Annotated in this window: 20 protein-coding genes; 9 read left to right on the top strand and 11 right to left on the bottom strand. The window is 37.5% G+C overall.

The genetic code is table 11. The features are described 5' to 3' along the window. Window positions 1–20: 20 nt before the first annotated feature. The 4 genes from CLV62_RS16015 to CLV62_RS16000 all read right to left on the bottom strand — a co-directional run bounded on the left by CLV62_RS16015 (window position 21) and on the right by CLV62_RS16000 (window position 3,695). Window positions 21–1,028, bottom strand: a complete 1,008-nt coding sequence (locus CLV62_RS16015) for a 2-hydroxyacid dehydrogenase (protein WP_110311785.1) — start codon at window positions 1,026–1,028, stop codon at window positions 21–23. Between the two features lie 287 nt (window positions 1,029–1,315). Further along, window positions 1,316–2,845 (bottom strand): ribonuclease Y, encoded by a 1,530-nt coding sequence (gene rny / locus CLV62_RS16010; protein WP_110311784.1) that lies wholly within the window; start codon window positions 2,843–2,845, stop codon window positions 1,316–1,318. Window positions 2,846–3,082: 237 nt separating this feature from the next. After that, window positions 3,083–3,385: a cell division protein ZapA gene (zapA, locus tag CLV62_RS16005; protein WP_110311783.1), complete on the bottom strand. Its 303-nt coding sequence runs from the start codon at window positions 3,383–3,385 to the stop codon at window positions 3,083–3,085. A 13-nt stretch (window positions 3,386–3,398) separates the two neighbouring features. Beyond that, window positions 3,399–3,695, bottom strand: coding sequence for a hypothetical protein (locus CLV62_RS16000; RefSeq protein ID WP_110311782.1), 297 nt, complete (start codon window positions 3,693–3,695; stop codon window positions 3,399–3,401). A gap of 198 nt (window positions 3,696–3,893) precedes the next feature. On the opposite strand from CLV62_RS16000, the gene CLV62_RS15995 reads away from it, so the two are divergent. The 6 genes from CLV62_RS15995 (at window position 3,894) to CLV62_RS15970 (ending at window position 12,589) form a co-directional block, all read left to right on the top strand. After that, on the top strand, window positions 3,894–4,331 hold the full coding sequence (locus tag CLV62_RS15995) for a septal ring lytic transglycosylase RlpA family protein (RefSeq protein WP_110311781.1): 438 nt from the start codon (window positions 3,894–3,896) through the stop codon (window positions 4,329–4,331). Between the two features lie 81 nt (window positions 4,332–4,412). Then, window positions 4,413–7,355, top strand: a complete 2,943-nt coding sequence (locus CLV62_RS15990; RefSeq protein ID WP_110311780.1) for a calcium-translocating P-type ATPase, PMCA-type — start codon at window positions 4,413–4,415, stop codon at window positions 7,353–7,355. Between the two features lie 157 nt (window positions 7,356–7,512). Then, window positions 7,513–9,684 (top strand): alpha-N-acetylglucosaminidase, encoded by a 2,172-nt coding sequence (locus CLV62_RS15985; protein ID WP_110311779.1) that lies wholly within the window; start codon window positions 7,513–7,515, stop codon window positions 9,682–9,684. 289 nt (window positions 9,685–9,973) lie between these two features. Continuing rightward, window positions 9,974–10,705, top strand: coding sequence for a TorF family putative porin (locus tag CLV62_RS22415; RefSeq protein ID WP_245904106.1), 732 nt, complete (start codon window positions 9,974–9,976; stop codon window positions 10,703–10,705). 116 nt (window positions 10,706–10,821) lie between these two features. After that, entirely contained in the window at window positions 10,822–11,187 is a 366-nt protein-coding gene (locus tag CLV62_RS15975) for a P-II family nitrogen regulator (protein WP_110311777.1), read from the top strand. A 46-nt stretch (window positions 11,188–11,233) separates the two neighbouring features. Then, the gene (locus CLV62_RS15970; RefSeq protein WP_110311776.1) at window positions 11,234–12,589 is read left to right on the top strand and encodes an ammonium transporter; all 1,356 of its coding nucleotides are present in this window, start codon (window positions 11,234–11,236) and stop codon (window positions 12,587–12,589) included. 89 nt (window positions 12,590–12,678) lie between these two features. Here CLV62_RS15970 and CLV62_RS15965 read toward each other — a convergent pair whose 3' ends face one another. The 6 genes from CLV62_RS15965 to CLV62_RS15940 all read right to left on the bottom strand — a co-directional run bounded on the left by CLV62_RS15965 (window position 12,679) and on the right by CLV62_RS15940 (window position 20,454). After that, window positions 12,679–13,503: an endonuclease VIII gene (locus tag CLV62_RS15965; RefSeq protein WP_110311775.1), complete on the bottom strand. Its 825-nt coding sequence runs from the start codon at window positions 13,501–13,503 to the stop codon at window positions 12,679–12,681. 202 nt (window positions 13,504–13,705) lie between these two features. Continuing rightward, the gene (locus CLV62_RS15960; protein WP_110311774.1) at window positions 13,706–14,479 is read right to left on the bottom strand and encodes a peptidylprolyl isomerase; all 774 of its coding nucleotides are present in this window, start codon (window positions 14,477–14,479) and stop codon (window positions 13,706–13,708) included. A 488-nt stretch (window positions 14,480–14,967) separates the two neighbouring features. After that, the gene (carB, locus tag CLV62_RS15955) at window positions 14,968–18,186 is read right to left on the bottom strand and encodes a carbamoyl-phosphate synthase (glutamine-hydrolyzing) large subunit (protein WP_110311773.1); all 3,219 of its coding nucleotides are present in this window, start codon (window positions 18,184–18,186) and stop codon (window positions 14,968–14,970) included. 48 nt (window positions 18,187–18,234) lie between these two features. Continuing rightward, on the bottom strand, window positions 18,235–19,305 hold the full coding sequence (carA, locus tag CLV62_RS15950) for a glutamine-hydrolyzing carbamoyl-phosphate synthase small subunit (RefSeq protein WP_110311772.1): 1,071 nt from the start codon (window positions 19,303–19,305) through the stop codon (window positions 18,235–18,237). A 226-nt stretch (window positions 19,306–19,531) separates the two neighbouring features. Beyond that, window positions 19,532–19,885, bottom strand: coding sequence for a hypothetical protein (locus CLV62_RS15945; RefSeq protein ID WP_110311771.1), 354 nt, complete (start codon window positions 19,883–19,885; stop codon window positions 19,532–19,534). Continuing rightward, window positions 19,882–20,454 (bottom strand): hypothetical protein, encoded by a 573-nt coding sequence (locus CLV62_RS15940; RefSeq protein ID WP_110311770.1) that lies wholly within the window; start codon window positions 20,452–20,454, stop codon window positions 19,882–19,884. The genes CLV62_RS15945 and CLV62_RS15940 overlap by 4 nt, the downstream gene beginning before the upstream one ends. Before the next feature lie 145 nt (window positions 20,455–20,599). Between CLV62_RS15940 and CLV62_RS21745 the strand changes: the two genes are divergently transcribed. Beyond that, window positions 20,600–20,773 (top strand): hypothetical protein, encoded by a 174-nt coding sequence (locus CLV62_RS21745; protein WP_170120077.1) that lies wholly within the window; start codon window positions 20,600–20,602, stop codon window positions 20,771–20,773. 88 nt (window positions 20,774–20,861) lie between these two features. Here CLV62_RS21745 and CLV62_RS15935 read toward each other — a convergent pair whose 3' ends face one another. Next, entirely contained in the window at window positions 20,862–21,626 is a 765-nt protein-coding gene (locus CLV62_RS15935; RefSeq protein ID WP_110311769.1) for a hypothetical protein, read from the bottom strand. Window positions 21,627–21,851: 225 nt separating this feature from the next. On the opposite strand from CLV62_RS15935, the gene CLV62_RS15930 reads away from it, so the two are divergent. Then, window positions 21,852–22,451 carry a hypothetical protein gene (locus CLV62_RS15930; RefSeq protein WP_110311768.1) on the top strand — a complete coding sequence of 200 codons (600 nt, stop codon included), beginning with the start codon at window positions 21,852–21,854 and terminating at the stop codon, window positions 22,449–22,451. Window positions 22,452–22,612: 161 nt separating this feature from the next. Continuing rightward, complete coding sequence (locus tag CLV62_RS15925; RefSeq protein WP_110311767.1) at window positions 22,613–25,078, top strand: endonuclease MutS2; 2,466 nt, start codon at window positions 22,613–22,615, stop codon at window positions 25,076–25,078. Window position 25,079 lies beyond the last annotated feature (1 nt).

The raw sequence follows: 25,079 nt of genomic DNA, 5'->3' as shown, positions 1-25,079 counted from the left end.
AGTATGTTAGCCTTAAAATGTTATTTTGCCTGATAGACAACTTCATTTTTAATTTCTTTTCCAGCAAAGAAATCCGAGATATTCTCAAATGTAGTGTCTGCAATATTTCCCATTGCTTCCTGTGTGAAAAAAGCTTGGTGTGATGTTAGAATTACATTATTAAATGATAATAGTCTAGCTAAAACATCATCAGTCAATACGCTGTCAGAACAATCTTCATAGAAATACGCTCCTTCTTCTTCATATACATCCAATCCGGCGTATCCTACTTTTTGGCTAATTAGCCCTTCTATTAAATGTTTCGTGTGTATAAGTTTTCCTCGACCTGTGTTTATAAGCATTACACCATCTTTCATTTTAGCAATGGATTCTTCACATATCAAGTACTCAGTCTCTTTGGTTAACGGGCAGTGCAATGTAATCACATCTGAATTTGCATAAATCTCATCCAGAGATGTGTATTTTATATCATTCTTTTCTGCAAAAGCATGATCAGGATACAAGTCATAAGCCAGAATATTCATTCCTAAACCTTTCAGTACTCCTATAACCGTTTTTCCGATTTTCCCAGTACCGATAACACCTACTGTTTTACCGTACATATCGAATCCCATGAAACCATTCAATGAGAAATTCCAATCACGGGTTCTGATAAAAGCACGGTGTACTTTCCTGTTCAGGCATAGCATAAGAGCTAAAGTGTGTTCTGCAATAGCATGAGATGAGTATTCGGGTACACGCACCACTTTTATTTTTCCGGCAGCGTAAGCTATATCTACATTGTTGAAACCGGCACAACGCAATGCAATAAGTTTAACGCCCATTGCACAGAGTTTATCTATCACATACGCATCAACATTTGCATTCACAAATATACAAACAGCATCGGCTCCTCCGGCCAATACTACATTCGATCTATCCAGGTGTTCTTTAAAAAAGCTTAACTCGAAGCCGTATACCTCATTAACTTTATTAAATGTGTCTTTATCATAGGGTTTTGCATCAAATACAGCTACTTTGTATGCCATAACATTTATAAGTTATATGTTTATATTCTCTATTAGTTCTACAAATGTAGCAAAATATGCGTTAATATATAATATTCAAAAGTTTGTTTCGGTTAAAATTATAACAAACCGATGGTTATTTTCTTTAAACAAGAAAGAGGCTCTTCTATGAAGAACCTCTTTGCATATTGTTATAAATATAATCCGTTAAAAGTCGTAAGTAAATGGAAGTATTTGATGATATACTTTCTGATCAGAATTGTCTGTTGCCTGTTTTATTTGCCAAATTAATAAAAAAGTTCGAGACCTTATTTAGCGAAGCTTACAGCTCTTGTTTCTCTGATAACAGTAATTTTTACTTGTCCCGGATATGTCATTTCATCTTGGATTTTCTTAGCGATTTCAGCAGATAATTTTTCTGTTTCTACATCGTCAACTTTGTCTGCTCCTACAATAACGCGAAGCTCGCGACCTGCTTGTATTGCATATGTTTTTAATACTCCCGGATAAGACATTGCCAGTTGTTCCAAATCATTCAGACGCTTGATGTAAGCCTCTACGATTTCGCGGCGTGCACCCGGACGTGCTCCTGATATAGCATCACAAACCTGAACGATAGGAGCCAGCAGTGTAGTCATTTCGATCTCATCGTGGTGAGCACCTATAGCGTTGCAAATATCCGGTTTCTCTTTGTATTTTTCGGCAAGTTTCATACCTAACAATGCGTGAGGCAATTCCGGCTCATCATCCGGCACTTTACCTATATCGTGTAATAGACCAGCTCTTTTTGCTTTCTTCACGTTAAGACCTAATTCGGCAGCCATAATAGCACACAGATTGGCAGTCTCACGAGCGTGTTGCAGTAAGTTTTGACCGTATGAAGATCTGTATTTCATTTTACCGATCATACGGATCATTTCAGGATGCAAACCGTGGATACCTAAGTCGATAGCGGTACGCTTTCCTGTCTCAATAATTTCTTCTTCAATTTGTTTCTTCACCTTAGATACGACTTCCTCGATTCTTGCAGGGTGAATACGTCCGTCTGCCACCAATTGGTGCAGAGCTAAACGTGCAATCTCTCTTCTTACCGGATCGAATCCTGATATTACGATTGCTTCGGGGGTATCGTCTACTACGATCTCAACACCTGTTGCAGCTTCCAATGCTCTGATATTACGTCCTTCACGTCCGATGATACGACCTTTTACTTCGTCCGAATCAATGTGGAAAACAGTAATCGCATTTTCGATAGCTGTTTCTGTAGCTACTCTTTGTATTGTTTGTACAACAATTTTTTTAGCTTCTTTATTAGCCGTCATTTTAGCTTCTTCGATAATTTCGCTAATGAACGACTGTGCATCGGATTTAGCCTCATCCTGTAAGGCTTCTACCAATTTAGATTTTATTTCGTCTGCAGATAATCCTGATAGGGCTTCCAGTCTTTCCACTTCTTGTTTGTGAAGCTTGTCAAGATCCTGCTTTTTCTTGTCTACTATTTCTAACTGACTATCAAGATTTTCTTTGATAGCCTCTACTTCGCCTTTGCGGCGTTGTATTTCTTCTTGCTTCTGATTCAAGGTTTGCTCACGTTGCTTTACTTTGTTTTCTGCAACCTGCAATTTTGAAGTGCGGGCATTTACTTGTTTTTCAAACTCTGCCTTCATTTGTAAGGCTTGCTCTTTTACTTCAAGTAATTTATTTTTCTTGATTACCTCAGCTTCACGTTCCGATTCTTCAATACGTCTTTTTAGTCTCGCATTTGTTACAAAGTTAAGAACGAGCCAAGCTACTACTACGCCTACAATAAAGGCGATTATCGTAAATATTATTTCCATAGGGCTCTTTTAAATTTCACAATTATATATCTGTTATGATATTCTACATTCTGGTTAACGACAAATAATATTAAATATTTATGGCTGCGTCATTGATCCTGACGATTATTAGTTTGCACGCTGTTCAAAAGAACAAAAAGGTCTTAGACCTTAAAACAAAAAAAACTAATCGAAAAAGAAACAGGCAACTGTTTATCTTCAATTAGCGCAAGTGTTTATGCCACAAAAAAAGAAATTCTACTTTGAATCTTTAAGATATGTATCCAATTCATCAATCAAGGATTTAACCTTGTCCTCAAACAACTTATTATTAGCCTCTAATTCGGCTGTATCCGATAGGGCTTGGATGGTAGTCATCGTGAGATAATCTCGTTCCAGCAAGCTTTTAGATTCAGACTCGGCAAAATAATTCCTATATTGATTCGTTTTCTTTTCTATTGCCACAGCGGCATCCCGGTACTTCTTTTCATCTCTGCGATGTATTTTTAACCGATACGACCGATCTAAGACACGTAATGTTATGATAAAATGCTCACTCATGATCTATCTGCCTTTATATTTTCAATAACGCGATACATTTATCTACATCCTGCACTAATTTCAATAACCGTTTTTTTGCTTTGTCAACACCTTCCTGATCAGTTCCGGTCAATGTCTTTGCAAATTTCAGGTTGTTGTATTTCAAATTCAATTGTTCCAATTGGGTATTGATACGATTTACTTCTCCGTTTTTCTCCTCCAATTGGACTCTCAAGCCCTGATTCTCTTCTTTCAAAGAATCACACAGATACATCAGTTGACGCAATCTAAACTCAAGTTCCGAGAGCAATTTCTCATGCTTTTCTGCCATAAACAATTAAATCAACACAAAAATACAGATATTTGTGAATAAACAAAAGATTACAGCCACTTTTATACTACAATAAACTTTAAATAACATGTTTAATGGTCAATCGTCACAATAGGTGTCTATTCTTTTTATATATACGGATATTGATAATTCCTGAATTATAATATCTTTGTAATTGAAATAGACTCAATAAGAAAGATGAAAAGTACTCTTACTCTACTATTATTCCTGTCTTTATGTGCCTCGGTTATCAAGGCTCAAATCCCTTCTAAAGTCGAAACCGGTAAAGCGACTTACTACGGAAAGAAATTCAATAATCGTAAAACAGCCAGCGGAGCAATATATAAAAGAGATATTTTTGTATGTGCTCACAGGACATATCCTTTCGGAACAAAACTTCTTATTAAGAACCTTAAAAATGATAAGGAAGTTATTGTTGAAGTTATAGATCGTGGCCCTTTTAAAAAAGGACGTGTCGTTGATATATCGTACATCGCAGCCAAAGAGCTCGACATGATTCATCATGGAGTAACTACAGTGGAAGTATCTGAGTATATAATTCCTGATACATTGAATCTTCTGGAAGCTTCGATTCAGTTGAAGACTGATACGATAGTTGAACCTCTTGCCAACTAATGTTGTTTATTGCCTGTTATCTATCATTGCTATTATTTAAACACTAAGTAAAAACAATTAAACGCTATTTTATAATTATTTATGGAACAAAAAAACCATCGTACGGGACTTACGGATGCGCAAGTCTTAGAAAGCCGCAAAAAGTATGGAGAGAATATCTTGACTCCTCCCGAGAAAGAGCCATTATGGAAACTCTTCCTCGAAAAATTTGAGGATCCTATTATTCGGATATTGCTTATTGCTGCCTTCCTTTCTTTAGGAATAGCTATTGTAGAACACATAACCAAAGGTGTAGGGCATTACTCTGAAACAATTGGTATCTTTTGTGCTATATTTCTGGCCACCGGAGTTGCATTCTGGTTTGAGCTTGACGCAAATAAGAAATTTGATGTACTGAATCAGGTTAATGACGATGACTTGGTTATGGTAATTCGTAACAATAATGTATGTCAGGTATCAAAACGTGATGTTGTTGTCGGTGATACTGTTTTGCTGGAAATAGGAAATGAAGTTCCTGCTGATGGAGAGTTAGTAGAGGCTGTAACCATGCAAATGGACGAATCGTGTCTGACAGGTGAGCCCAGTATTGATAAAACGATAGATCCGAAAGAGTTTGAAGATGGTGTTACATACCCTTCTAACTATGTACTAAGAGGTACAAAAGTAATCAACGGCCACGGAGCGATGGTAGTAGCCAAAGTTGGTGATGCAACAGAGTTTGGGCAGGTTGCTGAAAAATCGGCAGAGATGGTTGAAGGCCAAACACCTCTTAACCGTCAATTGGACTCCCTTGCTAAATTTATTGGTGTTGTAGGTATGGTGTTAGCCGCACTTACTTTTACGGTATTGTTTGTAAAGGATATTTTCTTCAATGAATCTCCCGATGCTCCACAATATTCATTAGGACAATTAGGATTAGTGGGTGCCGTTATAATCGGTGCTGTTATAGCATTGTCTAAAGTATGGATGCCAATACTATACGATGCTTTCGAGCTGATGGGTAAAGATAAAGAAATACCTGATAGTGTAGAAAATGGAGGATGGTTCAAATGGTTAGGATTTGGCGTTCTTGCATTTATTGTTCTTGCAGTCATTGGTTATGCATTCGGAGTAAATCCGTTGGAACCAACATCGTGGGTGTCATTGGATACTGCAGGTCATATCTTGCAATATTTCATGGTTGCCGTAACGTTGGTTGTGGTTGCTGTTCCCGAAGGACTGCCTATGAGTGTTACTTTGAGTTTAGCGCTAAGTATGCGTCGTATGCTAAAAGCAAACAACTTGGTACGTAAGATGCATGCCTGCGAAACAATGGGAGCAACAACTGTTATTTGTACTGACAAAACAGGAACGTTGACCCAAAATCAAATGCAGGTTTCTTATACTAATTTTTATAGTCTTCACGACCAAAAATTAGGAGACAATGAAATCAGTAAAATGATTGTTGAGCATATTGCTACTAATTCAACCGCATTCTTAGATTATTCTGATCCTGCAAAAGCAAAAGCCTTAGGAAATCCAACCGAAGGAGCTTTACTTTTGTGGTTGCACAGCAATAATATAAATTATCTGGACGAGAGAGAAAGTACAAAGATTGTAGAACAACTGCCTTTCTCTACTGAACGTAAATACATGGCTACGATTGTAGAATCTAATACTTCTGCAAAGTCCAGAAAAATAATGTATATAAAAGGTGCTCCGGAAATTGTTCTGGGAAAATGTTCGGTTGTTGAAACTGAGAATGGATCAGTGCCTGTTTCAGAATTAAGAGAACAGATCGAAGAGCAACTTTTGCAATATCAGAATCAGGCAATGCGTACATTAGGCTTTGCTTATAAAATAGCCGATGATTCTACTTCGATAGATGCTCACGATAAAGATTTTATCTTCCAAGGTATAACAGCTATTTCCGATCCTGTGAGAGCGGATGTTCCTGCTGCCGTTACCGAATGTCTTCAGGCTTGTATCGGTGTGAAAATTGTTACGGGAGATACATATGCTACTGCCCGTGAAATTGGTCGCCAAATTGGTATTTGGAAAGATGGTGAAGATTCGGATCTTAATATTATTACAGGACCGGACTTCGAAGCATTATCGGATCAGGAAGCTCTTAATAGAATAAAAGGTCTTAAGATAATGTGTCGTGCACGTCCTTCTGACAAACAACGTTTGGTTTCGCTTTTAAAACAATCAGGCGAAATCGTAGCTGTTACAGGTGACGGAACAAACGATGCTCCGGCTCTAAATCATGCTGATGTGGGTCTTTCTATGGGATCGGGAACATCGGTTGCAAAAGAAGCTAGTGATATTACTTTATTGGATGACTCATTCAGCAGTATTGCTGTTGCTGTAATGTGGGGACGTTCGTTGTATCAAAATATTCAACGTTTTATCTTATTCCAATTAACGATAAATGTTGCTGCACTTCTTTTAGTGTTCTTAGGCTCAATCTTCGGACATGAATTGCCGTTGACTGTAACTCAGATGTTATGGGTAAATCTTATCATGGATACATTTGCTGCGGGAGCTCTGGCTTCATTGCCTCCTAATCCGAATGTAATGAATGAAAAGCCTCGTAAAAACACTGACTTTATTATTACGCCTCCGATGAGGAGCAAAATATTATTTGTCGGACTTGTATTTGTGGGTATCCTTATGGCAATGTTGTTCTACTTTAATGTACAAGCAAACTTAGATACATTCTTCGATTATATAGATGCTGAGAATCGTTACGCTTATTTCTTATCTTATTTCTTTACTGTATTTGTTTTATTACAATTCTGGAATATGTTTAATGCAAAAGCTTTCCAAACAGGAAAATCTGCTTTTGCGGGTATGAACGATAGTTTTGGATTTATAATTGTAGCAGGAATCATTCTTGCAGGACAGGTCTTGATTGTAACATTCGGAGGAGATGTATTCCGTACAGTACCTTTATTAATTAAAGACTGGGGAATCATAATCGGTGCTACATCGTTTGTCCTTTGGATTGGTGAATTATTTAGACTGTTTCAAAAGAAATAATCGACTGAATTCTATTGAATAATATTGGTGTTTAATACTGTAACTAAGCGTTGCAGTCGTACTTACCAAAAGCTATAAAAAGGCATGAAGCCTTAAAACACAGAAAGTGGATAAGTAATAATATATTTATCCACTTTTTCATTAACCATGAATAATTATGAAAAAACATTTATTACTACTTAGTCTATTGACTCTGCTAAGCTTTGTAATTAAAGCCAATCCTGTAAATGATCTTTTAGAAAGAATAGATAAAGGATCATCCCGAAAATTTAAAATTGAATTAATAGAGGCTAATCAGAAAAAAGATTTCTTCGAACTTGATCAAGACGAAGATCAAGTTGTGATTCGGGGAAATAATTATGTGAGTATTGCTACCGGTCTTAATTGGTATCTGAAATATTACGCACACATCCATCTCTCGTGGAATGGTATGACAGCAACCTTGCCTGAAAAATTACCGATGGTAAAAAAGAAAGAGCGTAGGGAAACCGAAAAACAATTAAGATATTATCTCAACTATTGTACCTATTCTTATTCGATGGCTTTCTGGGATTGGGAGAGATGGGAAAAAGAACTGGACTGGATGGCTTTGCATGGAGTAAATCTCCCGCTGGCTTTAACAGGTACAGAAGCGGTATGGTATAATGTTCTCGATAAGCTGGGTTATTCGAAAGATGAGATCAACCAGTTTATTGCAGGATCGGGATTTCTTGCATGGTGGCATATGAATAATCTTGAAGGGTGGGGCGGTCCCAACCCCGATCAGTGGTATAAGCAGCAAGTCCAATTACAAAAGAATATTATAAATAGGATGAGAGAATATGGTATTCAACCTGTATTTCCTGGATATGCAGGTATGTTACCCAATAATGCAAAAGAGAAATTAGGGGTAAATGTATTCGATCCGGAATTGTGGTGCGGATTTCGTCGTCCTGCATTTTTACAACCGACTGATTCCAGATTCGAAGAGATTGCAAGTTTATATTATTCTGAACTTGAAAAATTATTCGGGAAAGCCGATTATTATGCAATAGATCCCTTTCATGAAGGGGGAAGTATAGAAGGAGTTGATCTTGATTTGGCTGGAAAAGCAATCATGCAAGCCATGAAGAAAGCCAATCCCGATGCAACATGGGTGGCACAAGCGTGGCAGGCTAATCCTCGTCCACAAATGATAGAGAATCTCGATAAAGGAGATTTACTTATTCTTGATCTGTTTAGCGAAAGTCGTCCTATGTGGGGAGATAAAGAGTCATCATGGTATAGAGAAGACGGTTATGGTAAGCATAATTGGGTGTATTGCATGTTGCTCAATTTTGGTGCACGCCCCGGATTAATGGGCAAAATGGATGCTCTCATTGATGGATATTATAATGCTCAGAAACATAAAAGCGGACAAAATTTGGTTGGAGTAGGTGCAACAATGGAGGGTATAGAGAATAACCCTATGATGTACGAGTTATTATTTGAACTACCTTGGCGAACCGAAAAAGTCAATAAAGATGTATGGCTTGCCGAATATGCTACAGCTAGATATGGAGGTGAAAACGAAGCATTGAAAACAGCTTGGCAGATATTAGGAAACACGATATATAATTGCCCTAAAGCTTATACCCAGGAAGGACCTGTGGAGTCTGTATTGTGTGCTCGACCCTCCTTGGAGGTTAAGAGTGTCTCTTCATGGGGAACTTCTCGTATCTATTATAATACGGATTCTATACGTTTGGCTGCTCAATATATGCTTTCGGTTGCAGATAATTACATCGGTAATACCAATTTTGAGCATGATTTGATAGAGGTGATCCGTCAGACCATATCAGATAAAGCATATTACTTGCAGAAGGAAGTGTCTGCTGCGTATGAGGATAAAAATAGGGAGAGGTTTAAAGAATTAAGTAACGATTTTCTTACGCTTATACTCGTTCAGGACAGTCTGCTGGAAACAAAGCCTGAGTTTATGCTTGGTAGATGGTTAGAGCAATCTAAAAAGATAGGAGGCACAGATGCAGAGAAGAAACTCTATGAATGGAATGCACGTACACAAATAACTACATGGGGACCACGTAATGCAGCCGAAAAAGGTGGACTGAGAGATTATGCCTATAAATTATGGTCGGGCTTGTTGCGTGATGTATATTACCCAAGATGGGATGCTTATTTTGACTATTTGAAAGAAAAACTGGACGGGAATAATCCTTCTGAAATAGATTTTTACAAAATAGAAGAAGCGTGGACACTCAAAAGAAATTTGTATCCGGATACTTCGAGTGCAAGTCCAATAGAGCGCAGTAAAGAAATATATGGTAGATATATAGGTTATCTGCCGTAGAATAAGAGAAGTATTTAAATACGAAGCGTCTCCATCTATTTTGAAAAATAGGTGGAAACGCTTTTTTTTATTGGTTCATAAAGAAAGTTTATTTTGCAAATATTGCTCATTTTGATATATTATTAAATAAAAATAAACATATTGATTAAAAAGTGTTTTAAAAACTTTCGTATTAAAACAAAAAGATTTACTTTCGTGGTGTAAATGTGATATGTGATACATATTTCTCGTTTTAGGTTTCAAATTTCTGTAATATATAAAGTATTAACATCTTTAAAGTAATTTGAGTATGAGGGGCAAAAAGTGTATTTTAGGTTTAATGGCATGTTGTTCACTATCTACTATTGAGGTTTCAGCTCAATCTGAATCAGAATCAAAATTGAAGGCAAATCTTTCCGCCGACCTTGTTAGCAGTTATGTTTGGAGGGGAATCAAACAAGCAGCCGGAGCAAGTGCACAGCCGGCGGTTTCAGCATCCTTAAGTGGATTTACTCTAGGTGTATGGGGATCGGTCGATGTTACAAGTAATAACCATAAAGAAGTAGATTTTTACGCAGCTTATTCCAGCAATAATGTAACAATTACTGCTACCGACTATTGGTGGGATGGTGAAGATGCATTCCATTACTTTAGTTCTCCTACGGCCGGCAATGTCGGACATTCTTTCGAAACAGCCATAGCTTATACTCTTCCTGAATCTTTTCCTCTTACTTTTTCATGGAATACATTCATATTCGGGCAAGCTAATAAAAAAGCAAATGGAGATAACTCGTTTTCCACTTATGTCGAGTTAGCTTATCCTTTCTCAATAAAAGAAGTTGGTTTCAAAATTAGTACGGGATTTACTCCTTGGGCTAGTACAATTTATGGTACAGACAAGTTCAGCTTTACATCAGTGCAATTGGGGGCTTCGAAAGAAATCAAAATTACAGATTCGTTCAGCGTACCCATATTTGCCAATGTAATAGTGAATCCTGTTCACGAAGATATCAACTTTGTATTCGGGATAACTCTTAGATAAGAATATAGAATAATAAACAACAGGTATATACTTCAATATGATTTAATAATAACTGTCAGTTGTAGAGAATGCTAATCAAAGTAACAAATAGGTCTGAGACCTTAATAAATGAAAAGATGAAAAAAATAGAAGCGATTGTTCGCAAATCCAAATTTAATGAAGTGCGTAAAGCTCTTCACGAAGCAGATATCGATTTTCTGTCGTGGTGGGATGTTAAAGGGCAAGGCGATGCCAAGCAAGGGTTAATATTCAGAGGTATTGCTTATGATATAAATGCCATCGATCGGATTTATATATCGTTTGTAGTAAGGAATATAAATGTAGATAAATCTATTGATGCAATATTGAAATCTGCATATACAGGCGAAAGTGGAGACGGACGCATATTCGTATCTTCTATAGAGCAATCTATTAGAATCCGCACAGGTGATCACGGGGACGAATCTCTTTACAATAGAGAGGATGAATTAGACGAGAAATAATAAAAAGAGGTTATCAGGTATAAAAATTCAAAAGGTAAACGTGATTATGAAAAAGAGATTGATTCGATATACAGCATTGGCCGGATTATTACTGGCTGCTCCGGCGTTAATGGCACAGGAGGCTGCAGAAGCAGTTCCCGCAGCAACTTTAGATTCGGGAAATACAGCCTGGATTATAGTGGCTACCGTATTGGTTTTAATGATGACCATACCGGGACTGGCTTTGTTTTACGGAGGATTGGTTCGTCAAAAGAATATTCTGAGTATAATGATGCAATGCCTTATTATTACAGCAGTTATAACCATAGAGTGGATAGCTATCGGTTATAGTTGGGTGTTTGGTACAGGCTTTATGGAAAGCGGTAGTTCGTTAGGAGCGGTAATAGGTGGATTTGATAAAGTCTTTTTACATGGTATTACACTCGATTCACTGACAGCAGGAAATATTCCCGAGATATTATTTGTATTGTTTCAGTGTATGTTTGCGGTAATAACTCCTGCCTTGATTATTGGTGCTTTTGCTGAAAGAATTAAATTTTCAGGATTTTTACTCTTTACCATACTATGGGCTATTCTTATTTATAATCCAATGGCACACTGGGTTTGGGGTGGCGGCTGGATGCAGGAAATGGGAGCTATTGACTTTGCCGGGGGAACAGTAGTGCATATCAATGCAGGTATATCAGCTCTTATAATGGCTATAATGCTAGGTCGTCGTAAGGGGTATCGCACAACGGGGCATCCTGTAACTCCTCACAATATACCATTTGTGGTTATAGGAACAGCTTTGCTATGGTTGGGATGGATTGGCTTTAATGCGGGTAGCGGATTGGCTGCTGACGGATTAGCTGCTAATGCTTTTCTTGTAACACATCTGGCAACCGCTGTTGCTGCTGTAACATGGATGTCTCTGGAATGGATTATAAATAAAAAGCCTACCGTTGTTGGTATATGTACGGGAGCTGTAGCCGGTTTGGTAGCTATTACTCCTGCCGCCGGAACGGTTGATGCTATGGGTGCATTTTTCATAGGATTGGCTTCGGCTCTGGTTTGCTTTGTGATGGTGGCATTTGTAAAACCAAGACTAAAATACGATGATTCTTTAGATGCATTTGGGGTGCATGGTATCGGAGGTCTTGTAGGTGCAATACTGACAGGTGTATTTGCCACTCGGTTTGTGACAGGTGCCGATGGTGTGCAAGGTGCTTTGTCCGGAGATTGGAATCAATTATGGATACAGGTAGTTGCCAGTGGAGCTTCAATCGCATTTAGTGCTATTGGTACAATTATATTATTCTTTATTGTGGATAAGCTTGTAGGTTTACGAGTTAGCAAAGATGAGGAATCTATTGGTCTTGATATATCTCAACATGGAGAGATTGCATATACTGAAGATGAGTAAATAAAAGCTATTGGTTCATAGTTAATTAAACAGAACTAAAAACGAGACTATTCGAAAGGTAGTCTCGTTTTTATATTTTATCTTGCTGATCAGATTCGTTGGCAAGTGGGACAGTAGTAAATACTTCCACCCAGATACGCCTCTTTTATAATTGTATCTCCACAATTTAAGCAGGGGTCTTTGTATGTGTTTTTGGAAAGTATGGATTTGTAGCGTCCCGATTTTCCGTAGATATCTTTTTCGGTATCTCTTCCTCCTTTGTCAGTCATGTCGGCTAATGTAGTTTTTATGCTATGGTATAATTCTCCCTTTTCAAAATCTGAGATAGTAGATATTTTTCTTTTAGGATGAATACCTGCATTAAAAAGAATATCCTGTAAAACGCCATTGCCCAATCCCGGAATACGTTGTTCAGTCGCAAGAAGGGCTTTTATGGATAAGTTTTTAGTTACACTTTTGAATATGCTATCAAGATATGCCTCGTCAAAGGAATCTTCCAATGGAGATATTTTACTAAGGCTGCCTTGATGGTATGGATTGTCAAGAACTCCTTTGTAAGCTTGTATACTGCCATACATAGATACAGTGAAAGCAATAAAGCTTCTGTCGTCAAATACTATTAATAATTGATGCTTTTTGGGCTGAGGTTCGAGAGGTGAATAGTATTTTATATTGGTTCCGTCACCCACAGTTATAGCTGTATTTTTATCACAGTAGATATCTACGAATGAACCATGACCTTTTGTAGCTTCAACTTCTCTGCCCATGAGAGTCTCCCCATATTTTAGAGGGTCTTGATAGTACCATGTAAAACTATGAGGACTTGTGGCATTTACTACCTCTGTAATTGTTTTGCCAATTAAAACGTTGGCTAATTGTTTACTGATGTTTTTCGATTCAGGTATTTCTAGCATAGTCTCTGTTTGTTAAGTATAAATCTGCTCGAATTAGTTTCCCGGTCTATGTATAACAAGGAGGGGAAACCGGCAATACATATATTTACCGTTCAAATATAATCTATTTAGATGCACATATCTTTTTCGTATCTGAATATTTTGTTCCAACTGCAAGTAGATGACTGATTGATTCAACTATTGATTAATAAATAACCGGAATTTATTGCACTACAATCTTAACATCCATTTTCACGTTTTCTATAGGGCGGTCACTTGCATTCGTTTTTACTTTCTGTATCTGATCTACAACATCAAGGCCTTCCACCACTTCTCCGAATACGGTATATGCACCGTCTAATTTAGGTGTACCACCAACTTCTTTATACGCTTTTCGCTGCTCGGGTGTAAATACATTTGCAACATTATTTTGAGCCTCTTCCTGAGCTTCGGCGTACAATCGTTGTCTGAATTCTGCTAAAGAATCACGGTCTCCACTACTGTAAAAATCTTTAATTGCACTTTTATATTCTATTTGAAGTTCATTAAACCTCGTCTGAACAGTTCTGGCTTGACGTTCCTTTTCCATTTTTGTAAGATCCTTATCCGAATATTTCTTTCCCGTAACGATATAAAACTGAATAGCTGACGATTCTTTCTGAGGATTTACATCATCACCCGTACGGGCAGCCGCTAAAGCTCCTCTTTTATGGAAATGTGTGGGTAATCTGAATTCTGCAGGAACTGTATAATTAAGATCACCGCCTCCCAAAGACGAGCCATCGGCGGCAACTCTCGATTGAGGATCGCCTCCCTGAATCATAAAATCTTTGATTACACGGTGAAACAACAAATCCTTGTATGCACTGTCGTTTATCAACTTCAAAAAATTATCCCTATGCAAAGGCGTATCATTATACAATTTCAGTTTGATATTACCGAATGTTGTTTCTATTACAACCAAAGTATCTTTTTCTTGTGAATTAATATTGCTCATTGTTATAAAAATAAATAGTAATAAGGTCGCAGACCTTTTTATTGTTCCTGTGAGTGTTGACATAGCTGACATGTGATAACGTATTAAAATGGAAATTACAAAGGTAAGTTTTTTTACTTATTTTCGGTACCTAAGTTTATTTTATTAAATGTTGTTGCCGCCTATCAATATTTCAGATGTGTGCCACCAGATGTGAATTGTAAGATCCGTTACAAAAGTTCCAAAAAGTAATCAATAAGGTAACAAAGGTAACCGCTAAGTGTTACTTTTTATGTTTTATAATATTCTGTTTGTTAGTGACTTATTTTTTAAAAAGTTACAAAGGTAACAAAAGTGACACTTTTTGCATGGTTTACTTTTTTGTCTTAATATCATAAAACAGGCTCTTTATTGATAGATAAAACCTTTGTCCGGATATTTATACAACTAAATAGCGGCTGTCCATTTGGATAGCCGCTATTTCTATATGTTATGATGATTCGAGTTATTTACTCGTACTCATCCCATGCTTTGATTTCAAGATCATCTACATTTAATTTGCAGAATGCTTGGATAAATGCTGATGCCAATCGTGAATTGGTCAACAATGGAACATTAAAGTCGATAGAAGCCCTACGGATTTTATAGCCATTGTTCAGCTCACTGCTCGAGAAGTTCTTTGGTATATTCACTACCAAGTCGATTTGCTTGTCCTGGATCATCTCCAAAGCACTTGGTTTTTGATCTTCCGATGGCCAGTATACCTGAGTTGCAGGTACTCCGTTATCCACCAAGAATTTCTGAGAACCACCTGTCGCATAAATGTCGTATCCTTTTTCGTGAAGCAGCTGTGCTGCCTCTAGCAAGGCCACTTTCGATTTAGCAGGTCCTGTAGAGAATAACACTGTCTTCTTAGGTATACGATATCCTACCGACAACATCGATTTAAGCATTGCATCATCGAAGTTATCTCCGATACATCCCACCTCACCGGTCGAAGCCATATCGACACCTAATACAGGATCGGCTTTTTGCAGACGTGAGAACGAGAACTGAGATGCTTTGATACCGACATAATCCAGATCGAAAGCATTCTTGCTTGGTTTCTCTACCTTCATGCCCAGCATTACCTGAGTAGCCAGTTCTATAAAGTTAATCTTCAAAACTTTCGATACAAATGGGAATGAGCGTGATGCTCTAAGATTACATTCGATCACCTTTATCTCATTTCCCTTTGCCAGAAACTGAATATTGAAGGGGCCTGATATTTGAAGTGCATGAGCAATCTCACGAGCCACTTTTTTTACTCTGCGGATAGTCTCCACATAGAGGCGTTGTGCAGGGAACTGGATTGTTGCGTCACCTGAGTGAACTCCGGCAAACTCTACGTGTTCCGAAATTGCATACATCACGATGTCTCCTTTATCCGCTACCGCATCAAATTCAACCTCTTTTGCATTTTCGATAAATTCAGACACAACTACAGGATGCTTTTTCGACACCTCGGCCGCTAAGCCCAAGAAGTTCTCCAATTCCTGATCGTTAGAGCATACATTCATCGCTGCACCCGAAAGCACATAAGACGGACGGATCAACACCGGATAACCTACTTCGTCTACAAACAGCTTGATATCATCCAGAGAAGTAAGCTCTTTCCAACGTGGTTGGTCTACTTTTATTCTATCCAGCATGCTCGAGAATTTGTGACGATCCTCTGCATTGTCTATACTTTTTGCTGTAGTACCCAAAATATTCACCTTAGCCTCATCCAGACGGATAGCCAAGTTGTTAGGTATCTGGCCTCCTACCGAAAGAATCACCCCATGAGGATTTTCCAGTTCGATAATATCCATCACACGCTCGTAAGTCAACTCATCGAAGTACAAGCGATCACACATATCGTAGTCGGTCGAAACCGTCTCAGGGTTATAGTTGATCATTACCGAGCGGTATCCTTCTTTGCGGACAGTTTGCAGGGCATTCACCGAACACCAGTCAAATTCTACCGAAGAACCGATACGGTAAGCTCCCGAACCGAGAACGATAACCGATTTATGGTCTCCCAAGTATTTCACGTCGTTTGTTCTGCCATTGTAAGTCAGATACAGATAATTGGTTTGTGCAGGATATTCGGCAGCCAGAGTATCAATCTGTTTCACAACGGGTACTATTCCGTTTTGTTTTCTGATAGTACGTATATCTCTTGCAGCACTGTCAACCAAAGTTGGGTCTTTACAGATCGTTTTGGCAATCTGGAAATCCGAGAATCCTTTTTGTTTCGAAGTACGAAGCAAGTCGATAGGAAGCGATTGTATATCGTCGTATCTTTTCAGTTCTTCCGAACATTTAAAAATATAATTCAGTTTTTGAAGGAACCATCTGTCAATTTTTGTCAGATCATGAATCTTGTCGATATCATATCCTTTCGCAAATGCCTGATATATGTAGAATATACGTTTATCGGTAGGGTTGCTCAACTCGTAATCGATATCATCTACCGGAAGGGGCTTGTTAGCCGTAAATCCGTGCATACCGATATTCAACATACGAAGCCCTTTTTGTATTGCCTCTTCAAAATTACGGCCGATAGCCATAATCTCTCCGACAGATTTCATACTCGAACCGATTTCTTTGGATACTCCGTGGAATTTACCTAAATCCCAACGAGGTATTTTCACTACAATGTAGTCGAGAGCGGGCTCAAAGAAGGCACTTGTTGATTTGGTCACCGAATTTTTTAGTTCGAACAGACCGTAACCCAAACCTAATTTAGCGGCCACGAAAGCCAAAGGATATCCCGTTGCTTTAGATGCCAAAGCAGATGAACGGCTCAGACGTGCATTTACTTCGATTACACGATAGTCTTCCGACTCAGGGTCGAATGCATATTGTACATTACACTCTCCTACAATACCGATATGTCTTACAATTCGGATAGCAATTTCACGTAATTTGTGGAATTCTGTATTTGTAAGTGTTTGCGATGGTGCAACTACGATACTCTCGCCGGTATGAATACCAAGCGGATCGAAGTTTTCCATATTACAAACCGTCATACAGTTGTCATACTTATCGCGTACAACTTCGTATTCTATTTCTTTCCAACCCTTAAGAGATCTTTCGACCAAAAGTTGAGTAGAATAATTCAATGCTTTTTCGGCAAGAGAACGTAGTTCCTGTTCGTTGTTACAGAACCCTGATCCCAGACCACCCAAAGCATAAGCTGCACGTACAATGATGGGATAACCCAGTTCGGCTGCCGCTTTAACTGCATCTTCGATAGATCCTACCGCCATACTTTTGATGGTTTTTACGTCTATCTGATCCAGCTTTTGAACAAACAATTCACGGTCTTCTGTGTCCATGATTGCCTGAACAGGCGTTCCCAAAACTCTTAGGTTGTATTTATCAAGAATACCTTGTTCGAATAGTTGAACACCGCAATTCAATGCAGTTTGTCCACCGAAAGCAAGCAGTATTCCATCAGGTTTTTCTTTTTGAACCACTTTCTCCACAAAGTATGGAGTAATAGGCAGGAAATATATTTTATCCGCACTTCCTTCCGAAGTTTGCACAGTAGCAATATTCGGATTGATGAGTACTGTTTCGATTCCTTCTTCTTTTAAAGCTTTCAAAGCTTGAGAACCCGAGTAGTCAAACTCTCCAGCTTCCCCAATCTTTAATGCTCCCGAACCGAGTACCAGTACTTTCTTTATATCTTTATCCATGTTGGCTTATTTATTTTAGAATAAGTAATCATAAAAAGGTCGGTGACCTTACAGTTTATCAAAAAACATATCGAATATGAAATCTGTATCAGTAGGACCGCTGGCAGCTTCGGGGTGAAACTGTGCAGAGAAAAACGGTTTCGTTTTGTGACGAATACCTTCATTGGTTCCATCATTCAGGTTAGTGAAAAGTGGTTCCCAATCTTCACCCAGAGATGCATTTGAAACCGCAAATCCATGATTTTGTGAAGTGATGAAACATCTTTCGCTATTGGCCAATCTTACAGGTTGATTGTGGCTGCGGTGTCCGTATTTTAATTTGTATACAGTTGCTCCACCTGCTTTCGATAAGAGTTGATTCCCCATGCAAATTCCACAGATAGGTTTACCTGTTTCCATTGCTTTGCGTATATTCTGAACTGTCGTTTCACAAAAATCGGGGTTACCCGGTCCGTTAGAAATAAACAATCCGTCAAACTCTATCTGATTAAAGTCGTAATCCCAAGGCACACGAATAAGGGTGATGTCCCTCTTCAAGAGACAACGTATAATATTGTGCTTCACACCACAATCTACCATCACTACTTTTTTAGCTCCGGTTCCGTAAGTGATAACTTCTTTACAACTGGCTTTAGCAACCTGATTCTCGATATTAGGATCCAAAAAGTCAATTTCGTTTTCATCTCCAAAAACGATCTTGCCTTTCATCGAACCTTTTTCTCTAAGAATCTTAGTGAGCTCACGTGTATCAATACCATAAATCCCCGGAACATTATGCTCTTTAAGCCATTCGCCCAGACTTTTCTTTGCATTCCAGTGAGAATACTCATGCGAGTAATCCGAAATAATCAGACCACTAATCTGAATTTTTTCCGACTCAAAAAAGTCTGAAATACCATTGGTAAAAGAATCCTCCGGAACTCCGTAATTACCAACTAAAGGAAACGTTACTGTGAGGATTTGTCCGATGTAAGAAGGGTCGGTTAGACTCTCTGGATAACCCACCATAGCAGTACTGAATACCACTTCGCCGGCAGCCGCAGTTTCGGCACCAAAAGACCTTCCGTCAAAGATAGTCCCATCATCAAGAATCAATCGTACAGGTTTGTCTGTCTGCATTTTGCGATAGAATTATTATATTAAAAATGAGTGTTTATTCGTTCATAGGTAGGTAAAAAAAAGGAACAAGAGTTACGAGAACCTGTTCCTTTTATACCTTATATATTTTTTCGTTGTAATCATCTATAAATATCGTCTCAAATACCCTATGAATATCTGAGTTACAAAAGTAATAATAATATTGTAATATTAAAGTATATTTGATTGATAAATAATTATAAAATATCTATTTTAAGTTATTTAAAAAATCCATCATACTATTAATTGTTTTATCTGCTTTTAAATATGAATTATTCACCAAATCATAAAAGTCTTTTAAATACTTATATTCAGCATCCTCATCTTGTACATAAATTCTTATTATAGGTTCTCCGATATCATTCCGAATAGAAAAATTCACAGCCTCATAAAAAGAAGATGAAAACGGATCATTATTCGAACTATAATCAATAGTAACACTTCCCTGACCTACATTTACTATATACTCTGAATCCCTACTGGTTTTACCCCACTGAATCTTATCCGATTGAGTTGCTGAAATAAGATTATCTATTATAGTTTTGTACTTTTCTTGAATCATAATTTACTATTTTTTATTTTACTAACTATTTCTTCTAAACTTGTACTTGTAGTCTCTAAATGTTTATTTACCATTGATAAATTCACATTCTTATCTCTTAAAAGATGATCGTGTATATGAGATATATCAAGATTTATATCTCTTATTAGAAGCTTAAAAGCGTCACAATCAATATAAGTCCCCAACTTACTATTAGAGTGAATATTTATCAGTTGAATTTTTAGATCTTTCATTCTAAGCAAAGCCAATTCTATCTTATTTATGATAATATAATTATGTATTTCTCTTATACGTTCTATTGTTGTACTAATATCCGAGAAAGAAAAAAATTCGTTAATTTCTTTTATAGAATTTGCAACCTCACTTTGTATTTTTTCAGAAGTTTCTTTTACTGAGTGTATTTGCATATATGCTAAGCAAATACCCCATAAGGATAACAGTGTACCAAACATGGTAAAGCCATTTAAAACCCAAGTTTTATTCTTCTCACCAGAACTAATTTCTAAGAAAAGACCTAATACAATAATAAATGATAATACAAATATTATAATTTTCCAAGTTTTACTCATTTCTAGGTTTGAACGTGTTATGTTTCAAATATAAGAAAAAAACACTTAAACCTAGAAACTGAGAACTATAAATTTCAGAAATTATCAAAACACTAATAGTCTTTGGTTATCTTTGCATTTTACAATTTAAAAAAAGAAAGTAATTATGATGAAGCCCCGTCTCGGTATGACTGCCCGCACAGGTGAAAAATGTCCAAAAAGTGGAGTCTGGAAAGCCATGGGAGTTCCCGAAACTGCAACTTTATCTGTTTCACGAGGAAACAGAATGCCTGCACATGGTAATAAAAATGTAAGCTGGAAGTTGATTATAATGTTTTAGAAAATAAATGAATCCCGAATCAATATTTAAGTATGGATTCGGGATTCAGAGACCTTTTCGAAATAAAAAAGTTACCTCTTAAAGTCTGTCACTTTAATCCGTTTCGAGTAATTATATCCTGTAATTGTTTTATTTGTTCATTCTGTTGAATGGAGTATAAAGTCAGTTCTTCTATCTTTTGAAGTAGTTTTATTTGAAATTCATTTACATTCAAGCCTTCTTTTTTCATTACAGCCTCAGAAGGGATATCCGGTAAATGATTGTTCTCCTGAATAAAAGCATTAATCAGCTCAAGGTCTTTCAATTTATAAGCTTCGTCAAATACAAAATCGGCACCGGCGGCAATGTCTATTTTAAGCTCTTTGCAAGCAATCATTCCTCCGACAGTTAATCTGGCTCCGGGGAATTGACTCTCAGCACCAATCAATAAATTCCCTTTTATAGAACTATTACCCGTTCCTTTCAGTATCAAATTCCCTGCCGATTCAACATTGTTTTTTGAATCTAATAATGTCACCCATTCCGACCATTCGTTCTGAGCATAAAAAGCTTCTCTATATCGTATCTTTGAATTGTCATACCCTCCAAAATAGAGCTGTCCTGTTTGGTGCCCGGCTCTTCCATATATCTCTAATACAGTCCCCGAATCAGTAGGGCCACCAGCCCCTTTATAATTGTCCCAAAGCTTCATCGACATCCAGCTGATATTAGTCCTTGGTCCTTTCAAAAGGTCAATTTGCTCCATATTAAAAGTGATCTGATTTACTTGTGCTAAGCTATCCGATGAATGAGTTAAGAGTATAAAAAGACAAAGAAAAGCCGATTGGCTAAAGTATTTAAAAAAGTTAGGCATAATTTAGTTGTTTAAGTAATTTTTGGTTGTGTATTAAACTCTTTAGAAATAATATTTCTTTTCTACAAATCAGAGAAAGGATAATATTATTTTATATTACCAAATGTAATATATTTAGTTGAGTTAAGATTAACACTATCCACAAAAAAGAAGTTTGCAGACAACCTAATTATTTGATTCACTTTCTTATCTTTATAATCATAGAATTTAAGCATCTGTTTTTTTATGAAAAAGCTAATATTATTAATCTTATTGACAGCATTTACCGTAAATCTACCTGCTCAGCATGGCAGAGATAGAGGCGATGTATACAAAAATATATCAACTGATATATTCGGAGATTTACAATATAGAAATAAAGACTTTAAAGCATCTCTTAAGAAAAACATATTTGATGATGTTATATATAGTGATAGTAAGAAAAATGAGAGTAAATATTCTAAAGAGCAATGGGCTGAACTACTCGAGAAATTTGACGGAGACAGAGAAGACTGCTTTATTTGGCTCATAAGAACACATAGGGGGGACGAAAACAAAAAGACAGAACATCAAGTTAATATCTTTGGAGATAAAATCACTAAAGATAATTCCGGTAATTCGGAAACTTACAAAAGAAATATATTCGGCGATTTAGTCTATGAAAATAGTAATAGACAACAGGCTAAACTAAGGAAAAACATCTTTGATGAGATGGAATATAGTGATAGCAAAGGAACAACACGTAAATACAAAACAAATGAATGGGAAAAACTTCTCGAGAAATACCACGATGAGGAAGCCATATTTAGAATACTGGTAAGAAAATATCTCCTTTCTGACTTGTAAAACATTCGTACTACTCATTTATTGCCATCACTTTATTATCTTTGTGTCCTCAAAATAAGTGCAGTAAATAATTGATGCTATTATCTGACTGCAAAAATCATGTAATTAAAAATGCTTAACAAAGCAATAAACAGGTCTGTGACCTTTAGAGAAATAGAAAAGTGATATACCCCGATAATTTTGAATATAAGATAGGCTTCGATAAGATCAGACAGTTTCTTACCGATAAATGCCTGAGCACCTTGGGAGAAGAGAAAGTAGAAGATATGGCTTTTTCCTCCGACTTCGATTTGATACAAAGTCAACTTTCGCAAACAGAAGAATTTATACGCATCATTCAGGAAGAAGACAATTTTCCTGTAAACCATTTCTTTGATGTACGCCCTGCACTGAAAAATATCAGAGTAGAAGGAACATGGTTAGACGAAAGTGCAGTATTCGACCTTCGTAGATCGTTACAAACTATCAGAGACATTGTTAGTTTTCTAAAAAAAGAAGACGAAGAAAATACTCCTTATCCCCATTTGCAAGAATTGGCAGGAGAGGTTCTTATTTTTCCTCAGCTTTTGACTAAAATAGATGCAATACTTGATAAATACGGACGCATCAAAGACAATGCATCTTCCGATCTGAACCGTATTCGCAAAGAGATAACCCATGTATCGGGAGGTATTTCCCGAAGCTTGAATGCAATCCTGCGTGCTGCACAATCGGAAGGACTGGTTGAGAAAGATGTCACACCCACCATGCGTGACGGACGCTTGGTTATCCCCGTTGCTCCGGCCTTTAAACGTAAACTAAAGGGAATTGTACACGACGAATCGGCATCGGGAAAAACAGTATTTATAGAACCGGCCGAAGTCGTAGAAGCCAATAATCGCATACGGGAACTCGAAAGTGAAGAACGTAGAGAGATTGTGAAGATTCTAATTGCTTTTACTGATGAAGTACGTCCTCTGGCACCCGATATCGTTCAATCATATGAATTTCTGGCATGGATAGATTTCATTCGTGCTAAAGCTCGTTTTGCTCTTGATATTGAGGCTATAAAGCCAACTGTTGAAAATAAACAGCAAGTAGGATGGGATAAAGCGAAGCATCCCCTGCTTTACTTGTCACATAAAAAACAAAATAAATCGATTATACCTCTCGATATTTGGTTGGACGATGAAAATCGGCTGCTTATAATATCAGGCCCTAATGCCGGAGGAAAATCCGTATGTTTGAAGACCGTAGGATTGTTGCAATATATGGTGCAATGCGGCTTACTGATACCATTAGCCGAAAGTTCTAAAGTAGGTGTTTTCGACAAAATATTTATAGACATAGGTGACGAGCAATCTATAGAGAACGACCTGAGTACATATAGTTCGCATCTTACCAATATGAAAATGTTTGTACGCAACTGCGATTCTAAATCGTTATTACTTATCGATGAATTTGGTGGAGGTACAGAGCCACAGATTGGAGGAGCTATTGCCGAATCATTACTGAAACGTTTCAACGAGAAAGAATCGTTCGGTGTTATTACCACCCACTATCAGAATTTAAAGCATTTTGCCAACGAACACAAAGGTGTAGTGAATGGTGCCATGCTTTATGACCGCCACTTGATGCAGCCCTTATTTACCCTGTCGATAGGTAATCCGGGAAGTTCATTTGCAATCGAAATTGCGCGTAAAATAGGTTTACCTGAAGATGTTATTGCCGAAGCCTCAGAAATTGTAGGCAGTGACTACATTAATATGGATAAATACCTGCAAGATATTGTCCGTGACAGACGTTATTGGGAAACCAAGCGACAAAGTATCCGTCAGAAAGAAAAGCGCCTGGAAGAAATAACCTCTCAATACGAAACAGACCTGACAGATGTCGGTAAACAGCGTAAAGAAATCATTCGCCAAGCCAAAGAAGAGGCACAACGGCTACTTTCGGAAGCAAATGCGAAAATAGAAAATACAATCCGCAGCATAAAAGAAGCTCATGCGGAGAAAGAGAAAACAAAAGAAGTACGCCAGGGGCTTGCAGCTTTTAAAGCGAAATTAGAATCGGAGGACGTTCAGACAGACGACAAAATCAGCCGCAAAATTCAAAAGTTGCAAGAAAGAGAGAAGAACAAGAAAGATAAGCCCAAAGTTGCCAAAGAAGAAAAGCAGCAGACTATTTCGGTGGGGGACAGCGTTCGCATGAAAGGACAAACCTCTGCCGGAGAAGTGATGGATATTCAAGGTAAAAATGCAGTAGTAGCTTTCGGTATGATAAAGTCAACCGTAAAACTGGATACACTTGAGAAAGTCAGTAAGAACCAGATCAAGCGTGAGTCTCAGAAAAGCACATTCGTCAGTTCTCAAACCAGTGATATGACCTATGACAAAAAACTGAATTTCAGGCAGGAAATTGATTTGCGAGGAATGCGTGGTGATGAAGCTCTACAAGCCGTTATGTATTTTATTGACGATGCTATACAGATCGGGGCAGGACGTGTCCGTATACTTCATGGAACAGGAACGGGAGCTTTACGGCTTCTGGTAAGAGATTATTTACGCACAGTAAATGGTGTGAAAAATTATCAGGATGAGCACGTACAATTAGGAGGGTCAGGTATAACAGTAGTAGATTTGGAATAAA

It is taken from the genome of Indolivaga alginatilytica (genome assembly GCF_003201355.1).
GTDB classification, from domain to species: domain Bacteria; phylum Bacteroidota; class Bacteroidia; order Bacteroidales; family Dysgonomonadaceae; genus Dysgonomonas_A; species Dysgonomonas_A alginatilytica.
The sequence above is the reverse complement of the archived record's forward strand: the minus strand, read 5'-3'. Positions and strand labels throughout refer to the sequence as shown.

Excerpts from the sequence above, each read along its gene's own strand:
- CLV62_RS16015 (WP_110311785.1), bottom strand. The coding sequence starts at position 1,028 with ATGGCATACAAAGTAGCTGTATTTGATGCAAAACCCTATGATAAAGAC.
- rny (WP_110311784.1), bottom strand. The coding sequence starts at position 2,845 with ATGGAAATAATATTTACGATAATCGCCTTTATTGTAGGCGTAGTAGTA.
- zapA (WP_110311783.1), bottom strand. The coding sequence starts at position 3,385 with ATGAGTGAGCATTTTATCATAACATTACGTGTCTTAGATCGGTCGTAT.
- CLV62_RS16000 (WP_110311782.1), bottom strand. The coding sequence starts at position 3,695 with ATGGCAGAAAAGCATGAGAAATTGCTCTCGGAACTTGAGTTTAGATTG.
- CLV62_RS15995 (WP_110311781.1), top strand. The coding sequence starts at position 3,894 with ATGAAAAGTACTCTTACTCTACTATTATTCCTGTCTTTATGTGCCTCG.
- CLV62_RS15990 (WP_110311780.1), top strand. The coding sequence starts at position 4,413 with ATGGAACAAAAAAACCATCGTACGGGACTTACGGATGCGCAAGTCTTA.
- CLV62_RS15985 (WP_110311779.1), top strand. The coding sequence starts at position 7,513 with ATGAAAAAACATTTATTACTACTTAGTCTATTGACTCTGCTAAGCTTT.
- CLV62_RS22415 (WP_245904106.1), top strand. The coding sequence starts at position 9,974 with ATGAGGGGCAAAAAGTGTATTTTAGGTTTAATGGCATGTTGTTCACTA.
- CLV62_RS15975 (WP_110311777.1), top strand. The coding sequence starts at position 10,822 with ATGAAAAAAATAGAAGCGATTGTTCGCAAATCCAAATTTAATGAAGTG.
- CLV62_RS15970 (WP_110311776.1), top strand. The coding sequence starts at position 11,234 with ATGAAAAAGAGATTGATTCGATATACAGCATTGGCCGGATTATTACTG.
- CLV62_RS15965 (WP_110311775.1), bottom strand. The coding sequence starts at position 13,503 with ATGCTAGAAATACCTGAATCGAAAAACATCAGTAAACAATTAGCCAAC.
- CLV62_RS15960 (WP_110311774.1), bottom strand. The coding sequence starts at position 14,479 with ATGAGCAATATTAATTCACAAGAAAAAGATACTTTGGTTGTAATAGAA.
- carB (WP_110311773.1), bottom strand. The coding sequence starts at position 18,186 with ATGGATAAAGATATAAAGAAAGTACTGGTACTCGGTTCGGGAGCATTA.
- carA (WP_110311772.1), bottom strand. The coding sequence starts at position 19,305 with ATGCAGACAGACAAACCTGTACGATTGATTCTTGATGATGGGACTATC.
- CLV62_RS15945 (WP_110311771.1), bottom strand. The coding sequence starts at position 19,885 with ATGATTCAAGAAAAGTACAAAACTATAATAGATAATCTTATTTCAGCA.
- CLV62_RS15940 (WP_110311770.1), bottom strand. The coding sequence starts at position 20,454 with ATGAGTAAAACTTGGAAAATTATAATATTTGTATTATCATTTATTATT.
- CLV62_RS21745 (WP_170120077.1), top strand. The coding sequence starts at position 20,600 with ATGATGAAGCCCCGTCTCGGTATGACTGCCCGCACAGGTGAAAAATGT.
- CLV62_RS15935 (WP_110311769.1), bottom strand. The coding sequence starts at position 21,626 with ATGCCTAACTTTTTTAAATACTTTAGCCAATCGGCTTTTCTTTGTCTT.
- CLV62_RS15930 (WP_110311768.1), top strand. The coding sequence starts at position 21,852 with ATGAAAAAGCTAATATTATTAATCTTATTGACAGCATTTACCGTAAAT.